This window comes from Nitrospirota bacterium (genome assembly GCA_040752355.1).
In the GTDB taxonomy this organism is placed as follows: domain Bacteria; phylum Nitrospirota; class Thermodesulfovibrionia; order Thermodesulfovibrionales; family Dissulfurispiraceae; genus JBFMCP01.
Genome location: JBFMHE010000010.1, coordinates 41547 through 54919, shown reverse-complemented (window position 1 = coordinate 54919; position 13373 = coordinate 41547). Strand labels below are relative to the sequence as shown.

Genomic DNA, 13373 nt, shown 5'->3' with positions numbered 1-13373 from the left:
GCTGTCCCTTCTGAGCTCCTTCTAAGCGTCAAGCTTTTCTTTTTATGAGATCAATTAGTAATTTTGTAACGAAAAAGCCATAAGCCCAAATAAGTGCTGCTAATGCACCAGATTTTCCTATTGGTTCTAATAAAAAGTAAACAATAATTAAAGCGCCAATCAGTTTTAAGAAAGTAACCTTTAAAAAACCATGTCTTCTATGAAAGTCATAATACTTATTCTGTAATGACGGCTTACGAGCTTTTACAATAACAATTAGAATATTATCGAGCAATGCAAAAATGATAAGAGTGCTCATAAGTACAATTGTTATTGAATGTGCAATTTCCTTTAAACTCATCATTCCTTTATTCCAAACCATTTTTTAAGTGTTTCTATACGGCGTCCGACCCTTTCACCAATCTCTTGATAGTCTCCTGCAACGTTTTTGGTAACTTCAAGCGCGGTAAAAGATTTATCCATTGCAAATTCTCCAGCGTGGGTAGCGGGAATCTTACTGGTAACGAGGAGCTTTGCAACATCGGCAGTTACCATTTTAGCAGCTTCCCATGTTACAACTCCGGCAGCTGCAAAACCAAACGCTGTGCCTTTTGCCATATCATGCAACCAATGATTAAATAAAAATCCCGCTGCTCCTGTTATCCCTCCTGACGCAAATCCGTCCCCAAAGTCACCGCCGGAGAGTTCCGCAGTAATTCCGCCTGTAACTCCTCCGATTGCAAAACGTCCAGCCAATTGGGCTTGAAATGATTCGTTTCCAGTAAACATTTGTGATCCCGCATACTGTGCAACTCCAGCGGATATCCCTCCTACAAGCATTCCCATTCCTACATCTGCACCATAAATTGCACTGCTGATTCCTCCGGCTATAGCCCCTGCTGCTGCATGTATCCCTGCCTGTGCGAACGAGCTGAAGGAGTTGCCGATTATTTGCCCACTTGCGTCTAAAATGTTTCCCGTTGAAATAATTTCTCCAGCTCCGTAAAATGCTACGCCGGTTATTGCTCCGCTCAGCATACCCAGGGCGATATTACCACCATTGAACGCTGATGATACAGCACCGGCAGCCATTCCGCCAAGCACAGGGTTTCCGGTAGCCACGGTAACTACCGCACCAACTGCAACCCCCACTACTGCTTTAAATACCTTTTTAATGCTTCTGAAGAAACTGCCGAATTTAAAGTGTCCGGTGGGATCGGTATAGCGGAGTGGATTATTGCCCGCATAGGTATACCTGTTCAAGTCCTGCGGATCGCGCGGATTGGGCACTATGGTGTCGGGACTGATGAACCGCGCCAGCACGGGGTCATAGTATCGGGCATTGTAGTAGTACAGCCCTGTCTCGGCATCCTCCTCCTGGCCGGTAAACTTGTGTTTGAGGTTGACGCTGCCGACATTCGACCTCACGCCTCCATAGGGGTAGTAGTACGTCTCCTGCACTTTGCTGCCCGAAGCATTGGTGATAATGGTAGCGCTGCCTAAATGATCGGCATGGTAGTAGTAGGTGTCAGTAGCCGTCTTCGAGACGATGCGCTGGCCTCCGGCAAAGAGGTATTTGGTGCAGGAGCCGTTTTTGCACTCGTAGTGCTTGCCGATGTAGATGGTCGTGCCCGAAGGGGCGATCTTCTTTACTCTCTGCCCGGTATAGTCATACACTGAATCGACGGTGCCGTTAGTGCCGGCAATACGGGTCGGCCTGTTGTCATAGTCATAGACGATGCTCTTTCCGCCGCGGGTGATCATGTTGCCGTTACTGTCATAGGCATAGGAGATCGAGCCCGCCTGTGTCGCAGCATGAGGATGGGCAGGGTCGTAGGTATAGTTTCCCACCTGTGAGTTATAGATGATATTGCCGATCTCGTTGTACTGGTAGGTAAGCGTGCCGTATGATGCGCTCTGGGCTTGAGTGAGCCGGTTGAGGTAATCGTAGGCGAAGGTCTGGGTGCGGTTACTATCCAGGTAATCGGTTACTTTCGTAATGTTCCCCACATTGTCGTATGTATAGGAGATGTTCTGGAGCCCGCCCTGGGCGGGGCTGTTGGTGGTGATGGAGAAGAGCCTGCTGTTGTCCGGGTAGTATTGCTGGATGGTGGTGACGCCGTTGGCATAGGTGATCGTGCCTGCCTGTCCTACGGCGTTGTAGTCGGCATAGGTCACATAACCCGATACATTGGTGAGATTGCCTGCCTCATCATAGAGGTATTCGATAAGCTCGCCGTCGGGGTAGCGGATGCTCGTCTGCCTGCCCAGGGCATCGTAGGTGGTTTCGGTTACATAATCCACGCTATCGACGGTCTTGGTGGTTTTCACCGCCCTGCCCAGGCTGTCGTAGTCGTAGCTCGCCGTGCCCGAGATGTCGATGACGGTAGTGAGCCGTCCTACGGAGTGCGAGGAGATCGGTTCGTCGTAGGCATAGATGACATCGGTGCAGGTGGTGCAGCCTTCGTAGTGCTTCTTCGTCACCCTGTTCAGTTCATCGTAGGTGAAGGTGATGGTCTGGTTTTTTGCATCAGTCTGTGAAATGAGATTACCACTGGCATCGTAGGAGTACGTCCAGCGGCCCATGTCGGGGTCGTTCATGGCTATCTTGCGGGAGAGGGTGTCGTAGGTCATGGTGGTCTGGTTGCCCCTGGCATCGGTGACCTTGAGGAGGTTGCCCAGGACGTCGTATTCATAGGTGGCGTTGGAGCCGCTCTGATATGCCCCGATAAGCCTGCCGTAAACATCCTTCTCCTCGATCTTATAACCCCCATTGGCATCGGTGGTAACAACCCTGTAATTCACATATATCTCATACGATTTCGTTACTGTTGTATTGTCGGGACTAATGACTTTCGTTACCCTGCCTATAGGGTCATAGGTGTAGGAGGTCCACCGGATGGTCTCCAGGGGCTGTCCCGCAGCATCGACGAAATACGGCAGGGAGGTGGTAGCCACCAGGCCCCGGGTGTTGTATCTTGTCTCCGATACGATGAACTTCCCCTCGGGCCCTTGCGTTTTGGTCTTTGTCACTCTGCCCAGGCCGTCGAAGTAGGTCTCTTTCCATTTGTAGGCATAGGCCCCGCTTTCGGGGTCGGTCGACTGCATCAGCCTGCCCAACTCGTCGTAGTCATAGGTGAACATATTGCCGTTGGGGTCGGTCCTGGTGCGGGGTTTGCCGTACCGGTAGTCATAGTCGGTCGTTACGCTGTAGCCGAGCGGGTTGGTTGTTTTAGCAGGGTAGGTATACGTCATGGGATCGTAGTCGACGGTGGTAGTAGAGCCGCGGGCGTCCTTCACCCAAATCTGGTTGCCGTAGGCGTTGTAGCCGTAGGTGATGACCGGGTTGACCCCGCCTTCGAGCCAGGCCTCTTTGGCCGTGAGGTTGCCTTTCGTATCATAGGTGTACCATGCCTGAGCTCTGGTCGTGCCGCTGCTGTCTTTCAGGGAGGTGTGCTTGGGAAGCGCAACGATCCACTTCGCGGTATCGTAATTATATTCTATGAGCTCTTCCTTTTCATCTCCCGTTATGAGATCGTCTCCCTGGAAGTATTTCCGGGTGACGTTGCCGTAAGCATCGTAGCTGAAATCGGTAAAGGTGCGCTTCCGGTTGCCGGCATCGAAGACCGATTCCATTTTCTGAATGAGACGCGGGAAGGACACTCCCGTGTAGGGAGAAACGACATCGTAGTTATTGCCGGCGACCCTGTACCACTTCCCTGAGGCGCCGTTGACGTACTGGTTTGTTACGAGTCCCTTGGTAGCATTGTCCTGGCTGAACGAGGTTGCGGTGACAGTGCCGGCAGGGTCGGTCGCTATCACTTGGATGAAGCCCCTGAACTCCTTGGTGTCGGGCTGGTAGCTGCCGCCCGAATAGGTATAGGTCGTAGTTGAAACGTTGCCGTTGCCGTCGCCCACGGTCACCGACGAGACGGTCTGGGCGATGAAGGGCAGCCGGGTATTTGGATATTGATTGGAAGGGGCATAAGTAATCGCCGTTGTGCCCCCCAGTCCGTTGTCGATGCCGCTGAGAAGGTCGGGGAGCGGGCCGGTGGATTTGTAGAAGCGGAGCTGAGAGGCTCCAATAAGCACGTCTGCCTTCTGGTCACCGCTGAAATCAGACACCCCCATAAACTCTCCATAAGTAAGCGATGCCCACACACCTGCATCTACAAACCCGGCAATCCGGGAGAGATAGACCCGAGCTTCTGACGACGTTGTAGTTGCAGTAATGACATCAGAAATCCCGTCGCCGTTGAAATCTCCGACCTGAGCATAGGATATCCCCTCAGGAAGCGCTATACTTTCCACAAACGACGAGCCTGTTGACTTGAAGACTTTATACGTATAAATCGCGCTATTACCAACAATTCGATATGTCAAAATCAACAGGTCCGATCTTCCGTCACCATTGAAATCTCCGATTTTCGGATCATTAACAAAAGGAGGCAGATAGCCCCAAATACCTGCATCGACAAAGGAGAATCCTTGCGTGAGAAAAACTCGTACTCTCACCCTGTTATCAGACATTGTCGCCATTTCGAGGACATCTGACTTGCCGTCGCCGTTGAAGTCTCCGGCTCTATATGTGCACGAAACAGTGGAGCTGCAGTCGGAGGAGTAGGGAGCGCTCACCTGTCCCGCAGAAAAATTGCTACTGGATGAATAATATACAACAGCATAAGAGCGATAGGCATTATTAACATACGTGTAGCGTCTCATGAGAACATCGGTGAATCCATCGCTGTTGAAATCCCCGACATCATAGATGCCCGATGTATGGGAAGGGAGCGTAAGCCATCTGCCTGCATCGTTGAACCCATTGCCGTTGGAGAGGTAGACGCGCACACCGTTTGTCGCAGTTGCCGGGTCATACTCAGTTCTTAGAGTGTCTGCTTTCTTATCACCGTTGACATCTCCGAAGAAAGCACTGTAATAGGGAATAGAAGGAACAGAGGCTCCCTGCACAAACCCCTCCGGCGACGTCTGATACGTAAAGGTCATAGGCGGCAGGGCGGTAACGCCGTCGCTGCCGTAGGTCGTCACGCTGCTCAAGAGGGAGCGGCCCGTATTGCCGCTCACGGCATACTGAAGCTCGTACTTCCTGCTAAGCTGTCCGTTGCCGTAGACCTCTACGGTCTTCAACCGGTATGCCATCTTTGCATCGGTGTTGGACGTGTAGATCGGCACCACATCGGTCCTGCCCTCGCGGTAGAACTTCACGTAATTGGAAGGGCTAAGGCCGTTGGCGTTGCCGGTGTAATCGATCCGGTCGAGGTAGATCGCCCCCTGGTCTTTCACATAGGAGACGGTCATGTAGTTGCCGTTGGTATCCAGCACTTTGTCCAGGCACCACTTGAAGACCCCCTGCGCGCTGTCCTGCCGCGATGCAGCAGTGGTGCCGTAGTAGTACTTCGTGCCGTCCTTTGTCGTGACCTCCCAGCCCTGGGTAGAGGAGTTGTAGTAGAACTTGGAGAATGCCCCTTCGATCCTGGCGCCGTAGTAATTCGCCCCCCAATCGCCTCGTGCAGTCAGCTCGACAGAAGCGCCGCCGCTTATGAAAACGTAGTCGTTGGCGCTGTAATTGAGCCCGCTCCTAGTCGCCCGCTGTATCTCGCCCACCTCGAGCTCCCAGCCCATGCCGACCCAGCCGTTGCTCCTGTTGGAGTTGTAGTTGATGACAAGCCGGGGAGCGACGCCGTTTCTGCCGGGAGGCGTCTCTATAGGGATGCTCGCTGTTGCAGCCCCGGTGTTGCCGGGGTCATTGACATACACCCCGGGGGCGATGATGACTTCCTGTGCAAAGGTGTGCTGAGAGGGGATGAGGAGAAAGGCCAGGATAAGGCAGATGAAAGCAAAACGTTGTAATCGCATGCACGCCCCCCGGGTGGAAATTTGCATTTTCTACATTACAACACTATGCCGCAGGCTCAGCCGTTAAGACGAGCGTCTTTCACGAGCTGACTTCCAGCATACCACAACCAGGAGGCGAATTCTTTCGTTTTCGTACAAAAAACGTTAGGATTCTTCCAAAAATTTCCTTGACAGCCTGAAGGCCCTGGGGGACAAGCCGGTGAATTTCTTGAAGGCAGTCGAAAAATAGCCCGGCGTGGTATATCCCAGCGTACGGGATATATCCGCAACGGTGCGGTCCGGGTCTTGCAAGAGCTCGCCTGCCCTTTCCATTTTTATATGCTCCTGGTAGCTCTTGAACGGGAGACCGGTGATGCGCTTGAAGTACCCGCAGAAGTAGGTCCTGCTCAGCCCCGAGAGCTTGCAGGCCTGATCGAGGCTGAGGGGTTTGGCGCAATCCTGTTCCAGGAGCTCCTTTACCATACCTATCCCTTCCACTGCGCAGGAGGGTACGCCGGGATACCGCCGCTCCTCCCCTCGGGCGAGCAAGACATTCCTTCGCCTTTGAGCAGTGGCGATGACTACTATGCTCTTCCCCACGTCGCTCCCCCCGGAACCCAGGCGTGACCGCATCTCAAGCAGTTGAAGAAACTAGAATTTTATACCATATCTCCCCTTCCTTTGTCACCTGCCCATTTTATTCAGGGATACGGCAGATCACCCCGCTTAGACTTCTGCGCCAGGCGCAGGATTTATGATAAAATCAAGTGCATGCAATTCGAGTGGAACAGGGAAAAGGCAAAAAAGAACAAGAGAAAACACGGGGTATCATTTGACGAAGCCATAACGGCATTCTATGATCCCTTATCAGCAACGTTCGATGACCCTGACCACTCGTTGGGCGAAGAAAGATTCATAACGGTTGGCTACTCCTCCCGGTGGCGTTTACTGGTGGTTTCGCATACGGAGAGAGGCAGCGTCATACGTATTATCAGTGCCCGTCTTGCAACAGCGCAAGAAAGGAAAAGACATGAAAGCTAAAAGGAAAAGCGTTAGTGATGAGTTGCGCTCTGAATACCGTTTTGATTACTCTAAAGCCGTTCGTGGCAAATACTACAAACGCATTCTAGAGGAGGGCGCAAATGTTGTCATGCTCGAACCGGATGTTGCCAAGGCATTTGGAGATTCAGCCGCAGTGAACGATGCGTTGCGGTCACTACTCGATCTGGCAAAAACGACACAACGCCTCACAAAGCACTCCGGCAAGCGGCGCAAGGAACCGCCGCAGGGTTAGCATAAGAGAATAGTCGGATACTGCCGTCATCCACCTGATAAACGAGGGCTCATCCTGCTACAGGATGAGCCCTCGCTGTTACTGTCTTAAGTCTCTCGTCTACAGTCCCTCGTCTATTTCCGCTACGCCAGCTCCTCTTCCCTTACCGAGACCGCGATCTTGTAGAGGACGGTAAGGACGATGAAGCCGATCGCCCAGACGCCGACGGTGATCAGTATCTCGGGGAAGCTCGGCCAGTACTCGTTCACCTGCTCGAACGGGTTGGGGACGAAGCCGCCGATCACGAGGCCGAAGCCCTTGTCGATCCAGAGCGAGATGAAGAGCGCGACACATGCCCAGATGAGCACGTTCTCGTTCTTCCGCATCGCAGGCACGATCAGCAGGGCGAGGGAGGTGAAGGCGAGGATCGTCGAGGTCCACATGAGCGGGACGATCGCATTATGCCCGTCGATGCCGAAGTAGAGATACTCGAAGGGATGGGCATGCCCCGGTATCCCGCTGTAGGTCGCGGTGAAGATCTCGAGGCCGAGAAAAAAGACGTTCGCGAACATCGCATAGGTGACGGTCTTTGCGAGGGTCTGGATCGGCTCCTGGCCGGGATCGAACTTGCTCACCTTTCTCACGATAAGGGCGAGGATGATGAGCAGCGCAGGGCCGCCGGCAAAGGCCGACGCGAGGAATCGGGCTGCCATGATGGCGCTGAGCCAGAAGTGCCTGCCCGGGAGACCCGCGTAGAGGAACGCCGTGACGGTGTGGATGCTGACTGCCCAGGGGACCGAGAGATAGATGAGCGGCTTGACCCACTGGGGCGGCTTCACGCCCTTCTTGTCGGCGTGGAGCGTTGTCCAGCCGATGACGATATTCAGCACCAGGTAGCCCATGAGCACCACGCTGTCCCAGAACATGATCGAGTTGGGCGTGGGGTGCAGGATGACGTTCGAGATCCTCATCGGCTGCCCCATATCGACGAAGATGAAGAGGATGCACATGATGACAGCCGCGACCGCCAGGAACTCGCCGAGGATGACGATCTTGCTGTACTTCTTGTAGTGATGCAGGTAGTAGGGGATAACGAGCATGACCGCCGAGGCGGCGACGCCGACGAGGAAGGTGAACTGCCCGATATAGAGCCCCCACGAGACATCCCTGTTCAGCCCCGTTATACCCAGGCCGAGATTGAATTGAAAGAGATAGGCGATGGTCCCGATACCGGCGAGGGCTCCCAGAAAGCCCAGCCACAGCCAGTATTTCGTGCTTCCCGATAACGCTTTATCCAGCATGCTCAGCACCTCCTATTTTGTAGTACAAGCCGGGATTGGTTCCGAGCTCGGGTTTGCGGCGCAGGGTGAAGTGTTCGTGTATCGCCTTCCGCAGCTCCGAGTTCGGGTCGTTCAGGTCGCCGAAGATCATGGCGCCGTTGGACGCCTCGACGCATGCCGGCTTGAGCCCCTTGTCGAGCCGCTCGGAGCAGAAGGTGCACTTCTCGACGACGCCGATCATGCGGGTCGGGAATTTCTCATTCTGCTCTTTGAGCACCGGCCGGGGGTCGATGTAGTTGAAGCTCCGGGCGCCGTACGGGCAGGCGGCCATACAGAACCGGCAGCCGATGCAGCGGTGGTAGTCCATCAGCACGAGGCCGTCCTCTTTCCTCTTGTAGGTCGCCTTGGTCGGGCAGACCCTCGTGCAGGCAGGCTTGTCGCAGTGGTTGCAGAGCACGAGGAACTCCCTGTGCTCCAGCTTCCCGGCCATATACTCGCCCTCCTGCTCGGGGAAGGCACGGCCGAACTCCTCGGTCCATATCCATTTGACCTCGTGCTTCTTGTTTGCATGCAGGGGGACATTGTGGGCGCTGTGGCAGGCGTGGATGATCCGCTCGGCATCCTGCTCGTTGATCTTGTCCATGTCGATGTACATGCCCCACCGCTTTGCGGCGAGTCTTCCCGGCGTCTTGCCGAAGGACGATGCATCGAGCTTCTCGAGGAAGGCAGGGGTGGAGGCCATGCCCATGCCGAAGACCGTGGAGATGCCCATTATCTTCAGGAACTGGCGTCTGTCCATGTTGCTCATTATTCCACCTCCTTCGGCGCGATGTGGCAGGTCCAGCAGTACGGCTTCACGTCGGTATAGTTGTGGCACTCGTCGCAGAACTTCTTCTTGTTCGAGTGACACTGCATACAGGTATTCTGGAGGTTGATATCGTGGGTCCTGCCGTCGGAGGCGGTGTAGAGCCGGTCGCCCTCCCTGAGCGCCCGGTCTCTCCAGTCGTTGAGGAGCTTCATATGCTCGGCCTTCATGAACGCCTTCGGCTCGATACAGACCTCCTTCTTGCCCAGTTTCGCCTGCGCCTCTTTAATGGCCGGCGTATCGACCTTGGGCTCAGGCTTCGCATTGACCTTGCCGATGTTCGCATAAAAGGGGAACATCACAAAGAGCAGAAAGATGATGATACCGATGATGATTTTTCCGCCGTTATACATTATTCATCTCCCTCCTTCTCCGGGAAGTCGTCGCCGCGCAGGTCGGTGGTGCGCTCTTTCTCGCCCTTCATCACCAGCGCATTGGCCACGAGCTCGTGGACGCCGGCGACCTGTACCCCGGGCACCCAGTAGTCCATGAGCGGCGGCAGGGACGCGCGGTCGATGGCGCAGACGTTGGCGAGCATGTTGACGCCGTGCTTCTTATGGACGTAGCTGACGGCATTCGCCCGGGGGAAGCCTCCCCTCATCCGGAGCTCCATGTTCTCCGAAGCGTTCAGGCCCGAGCCGCTGCCGCAGCAGAAGGTCTTTTCCCTGATGGTATTCTCTGGCATGTCGTAGAAGTTCTTGCAGACGTTCTTGATGATGTAGCGCGGCTCCTCGAACATGCCCATGCCGCGGGAGGTGTTGCAGGAGTCGTGGAAGGTCACCTTGAGGTGGTCGTTCCGCCGCGGGTCGAGCTTCAGTTTGCCGTTCTTGATCAGGTCGGCGGTGAACTCGGCGATGTGGACCATCCTGGTGGCCTTCGCGTTCTCGAAGACCGTGCCGGTGATGGGCGACTTCGGCGTCTCCATGAAGTCCGCCGGCCCGTTCCAGGTATCCATGTACTGGTGCAGCACGCGCCACATATGGCCGCACTCGCCGCCGATGATATACTTGACGCCCAGGCGCTTCGCCTCGGCGTAGATCTTGTAGTTGAGCCGCTTCGCCATGTCCATGCTCGTGAAGAAGCCGAAGTTGCCGCCTTCCGAAGCATAGGTGCTCCAGGTGTAGTCGAGGCCGAGCTCATGGAAGAGCATGAGGTATCCCATGGCGGTATAGACGCCCGGCACGCCGAAGAGGTCTCCCGACGGGGTGACGAAGAGGATCTCGGCGCCCTTCCTGTTGAAGGTGGGATTGACCCGCACGCCGGTAATCGTCTCGATATCGTCGAGCATGAAGTCGATGTTGCTCTTGATCGTGTGCGGCTCGAGGCCGAGGTGGTTGCCTTTCCTGTAGCAGGCAGCGACCGGTCCGCCGATCCAGCCGAGCTGCAGGCCGAGCAGGTTCAGGAGCTCGCGGCCGATGATCGTGATCTCGGCCTGGTCGATGCCGTAGGGGCAGAAGAGCGAGCAGCGGCGGCACTCGGTGCACTGGTAATAGTAGTACCACAGCTCTTTGATAACGTCCTCGGTCAGCTCCCGCCCGCCGGCAGCCTTGCCGAAGAGCTTGCCGCCGGTGGTGAAGTATCTCCGGTAGATCGATCTCAGGAGCTCGGCCCTGAGGACCGGCATGTTCTTGGGGTCGCCGGTGCCGAGATAGAAGTGGCACTTGTCGGCGCAGGCGCCGCAGCGCACGCAGATATCCATGAAGACATGGAAGGAGCGGAACTTCTCGAGACGCTCCTTCATGCCGTTCAGCACCGTCTCTTTCCAGCCTTCGGGAAGTTTCCAGTCCGCTTCGGACGGCTTCCATTCGTGGATATTGGGAAACTCCACCGCTTCGAGATCCTTGGCCTTCGCCGGATGGCAGTACATATGCTCCCTGATCTCGACAGGAGTATTCATCCAGTCGGTCCTGGGCGTCTTGAGGCTTATTTTCGAGAGGTCAGCAGGCTTAGCAGTAAACTTTGCCATGGTTACTCCTTTTCTACCGGGATTTCGGCCATTTTCATTTTCTCCCTGAACTCTTCTTCGTACTCGTCATAGGTGTGGACATGGACAGGGGGGTTCCAGGGGTTGACGTACCTGAACTCGCGGGTATTCGCCTGGAGGTTCCTGGTAGGACTGAGGAAGACGCCTCCCAGGTGCACCAGCTTGCTGAACGGGAAATAGGCGAAGAGCGCGCTCACCAGGAGCAGGTGCACATAAAAGATCGCCCCCACTCCTTCCGGTATGACGGGACTGAAGTGTACCAGTCCCATCGTCAGCGTCTTGACCGCCACGATATCCGTCTTCAGGAAGTAGCGCATCAGGATCCCCGTGGCCGCGACCGCCATGATGAGAAAGAGAGGGAAATAGTCGGCGGCAAGGGAGATATAGCGGACCTGCGCAATATAAAGCCTTCTGACGAGGAGATAGGCTGCTGCAGCCAGGAGCACGATGCCGGTCAGGTAGAGCCGTGGCGCCCCGATCTGCAGGAACCCGTCGAGGCCCTCGAGCAGGGAGGAGTACGCAGCCACCGGCTGGGTGAAGAACCGGACATGCCTGAGCAGGACGATGAGAAAGGAATAGTGAAAGGCCAGGCCGGCTATCCAGAGCCACTTGGCCGAGCCGTACACGACATTCCTATCGGATGTCACCTCGGCCTTCAGGTTCCTGAAGAGGGACCTGAAGAAGAACACCTCCAGGAGCATCCTGCCGATGACGCCGCCGGTGCTGGAAGGGTTCTCGAGCTTGTTCTGCTTGATCCACGGGAGCGTCTTCTGTTGGCCGGCAGTGGTCGGGATGGCAAAGGGCTGCGGCGAACGGCCCCAGGTGACAACGCGGTAAATAAGGCCCGCAATAAAAACGGCGAGAGCGGCATAGGGAATTATCACCCCGAAGAGGAAGTGCAACTGGGCCCCGCTCACCCCCACTACGCCGATCACGATGAGTGCCAGTACCGCAAAGAGTGGAAACAAAATTCTCATTGAATCACCTCTTTCTATGGTTTATACCGTTACGGTTGTTTCTGTTCCCTCGATTCCTTACAATACCGTTCGAATATATCGTTTGCCCGCTCGACGAGCTTCGCGGTCATGTTCCTGACTTCGTTCGACCTGATCTCGCAGAGCCGTTCACGGCACTTCATATAGAGGTCGAAGGCGCGGAGGGCGAGGTCGTCGATCTTCGTATCGAATGCCTCGAGTTCTTCCGGGGTGCGCGGCGTGCGGTCCGCCGGCCGCAGCTCTCTGCGGATGACCCCTTTGAGGTCGAAGACGAAGGCAACGGCATGGGAGGGGGGAACCTCCTGGAGCGCCCGGATCTTTATAATGCTGTCCAGGACAGGGGCGATCTTGTCGAAGTCGGCCGAGCCGAGGAGCTCGTCGAAGATCGCCTCGAGCCCCTCGCGGAGGGTATGCCCCACCGGGTTATGAAATTGGTCTTTTTGCGTGGTGAGAAAGGTCTGCGTCTCGGAGGGATAGGTCTCAAGAGCAGCGGCAAACCAGGTCCCGACTACCGATTCTTTTCTTTCTGATAACCATTGCGTCAAATCCATTGCGAACTTCGGCCGCCTTCCGGGCACCATCTCCCTATCAGTCTTGAAGTACGGTGGCGATGCCCCTCAGCGCCCCTCACCTCCGTAAGATAAAAAAAGAGAGGCAGGAAGTACATTCCTGCCTCTTTTCGTCGGTGCTTTATACGCACCCCGTCGGCTTCGGCAGTCCTGCATAGCGGCATGCCTGTTTTGCAGGACCGTCGGGGAACAGCTCATAGAGGTACTTCGTATTGCCCTTGTCCGGGCCCATGACCTTGCCGATCTCCTTGACGAGGATCTTGATCATGGGAGCGATCTGGTATTTCTGGTAGTAATCCCTCAGGAAGTTGATGATTTCCCAGTGGGCATCGGTGAGGTCGAGCCCGTCCCCCTTGGCCATGGTAACCGCGATGTCCTTGTTCCATTCATCGAGGTTGGTCATGTAACCGTCTTCATCAACTTCTACTTGCTTGCCTGCAATTTCCATAGTGGGCATAGTGCAGTCCTCCTTCTGTTTGATTTAATGTAGTTTAATGCAACTGCCGTTTCATGGTATTTAGTGACAGTATGACTTATCAAGTTAATATAGAATTGGAGTTTTGGTCAAATAGAAT

At 55.1% G+C, this 13373-nt stretch carries 12 protein-coding genes; 2 read left to right on the top strand and 10 right to left on the bottom strand.

The window, feature by feature from the left end; translation table 11 throughout:
• Positions 1 to 28: 28 nt before the first annotated feature.
• The 3 genes from AB1805_08825 to AB1805_08815 form a co-directional block, all read right to left on the bottom strand.
• Complete coding sequence (locus tag AB1805_08825) at positions 29 to 343, bottom strand: hypothetical protein (GenBank protein ID MEW5745520.1); 315 nt, start codon at positions 341 to 343, stop codon at positions 29 to 31.
• Complete coding sequence (locus AB1805_08820; GenBank protein MEW5745519.1) at positions 340 to 5853, bottom strand: RHS repeat-associated core domain-containing protein; 5514 nt, start codon at positions 5851 to 5853, stop codon at positions 340 to 342. Before AB1805_08820 ends, AB1805_08825 begins: the two co-directional genes overlap by 4 nt.
• A gap of 144 nt (positions 5854 to 5997) precedes the next feature.
• Positions 5998 to 6432 carry an AraC family transcriptional regulator gene (locus tag AB1805_08815; GenBank protein MEW5745518.1) on the bottom strand — a complete coding sequence of 145 codons (435 nt, stop codon included), beginning with the start codon at positions 6430 to 6432 and terminating at the stop codon, positions 5998 to 6000.
• Between the two features lie 171 nt (positions 6433 to 6603).
• On the opposite strand from AB1805_08815, the gene AB1805_08810 reads away from it, so the two are divergent.
• On the top strand, positions 6604 to 6873 hold the full coding sequence (locus AB1805_08810; protein ID MEW5745517.1) for a BrnT family toxin: 270 nt from the start codon (positions 6604 to 6606) through the stop codon (positions 6871 to 6873).
• Positions 6863 to 7126 (top strand): hypothetical protein, encoded by a 264-nt coding sequence (locus AB1805_08805; protein MEW5745516.1) that lies wholly within the window; start codon positions 6863 to 6865, stop codon positions 7124 to 7126. Before AB1805_08810 ends, AB1805_08805 begins: the two co-directional genes overlap by 11 nt.
• Positions 7127 to 7248: 122 nt before the next feature.
• Here the strand turns inward: AB1805_08805 and dsrP are convergent, their stop codons facing one another.
• From dsrP to AB1805_08770, 7 genes are all read right to left on the bottom strand, one after another.
• Entirely contained in the window at positions 7249 to 8406 is a 1158-nt protein-coding gene (gene dsrP / locus AB1805_08800; GenBank protein MEW5745515.1) for a sulfate reduction electron transfer complex DsrMKJOP subunit DsrP, read from the bottom strand.
• Positions 8396 to 9193 carry a sulfate reduction electron transfer complex DsrMKJOP subunit DsrO gene (gene dsrO, locus AB1805_08795; protein MEW5745514.1) on the bottom strand — a complete coding sequence of 266 codons (798 nt, stop codon included), beginning with the start codon at positions 9191 to 9193 and terminating at the stop codon, positions 8396 to 8398. Before dsrO ends, dsrP begins: the two co-directional genes overlap by 11 nt.
• Entirely contained in the window at positions 9193 to 9603 is a 411-nt protein-coding gene (gene dsrJ / locus AB1805_08790; protein MEW5745513.1) for a sulfate reduction electron transfer complex DsrMKJOP subunit DsrJ, read from the bottom strand. The genes dsrO and dsrJ overlap by 1 nt, the downstream gene beginning before the upstream one ends.
• Positions 9603 to 11216 carry a sulfate reduction electron transfer complex DsrMKJOP subunit DsrK gene (gene dsrK, locus AB1805_08785; GenBank protein ID MEW5745512.1) on the bottom strand — a complete coding sequence of 538 codons (1614 nt, stop codon included), beginning with the start codon at positions 11214 to 11216 and terminating at the stop codon, positions 9603 to 9605. The genes dsrJ and dsrK overlap by 1 nt, the downstream gene beginning before the upstream one ends.
• Before the next feature lie 2 nt (positions 11217 to 11218).
• The gene (dsrM, locus tag AB1805_08780; protein ID MEW5745511.1) at positions 11219 to 12211 is read right to left on the bottom strand and encodes a sulfate reduction electron transfer complex DsrMKJOP subunit DsrM; all 993 of its coding nucleotides are present in this window, start codon (positions 12209 to 12211) and stop codon (positions 11219 to 11221) included.
• 29 nt (positions 12212 to 12240) lie between these two features.
• Positions 12241 to 12780, bottom strand: a complete 540-nt coding sequence (locus AB1805_08775; protein ID MEW5745510.1) for an RsbRD N-terminal domain-containing protein — start codon at positions 12778 to 12780, stop codon at positions 12241 to 12243.
• A gap of 139 nt (positions 12781 to 12919) precedes the next feature.
• Positions 12920 to 13255, bottom strand: coding sequence for a TusE/DsrC/DsvC family sulfur relay protein (locus AB1805_08770; GenBank protein MEW5745509.1), 336 nt, complete (start codon positions 13253 to 13255; stop codon positions 12920 to 12922).
• Positions 13256 to 13373 lie beyond the last annotated feature (118 nt).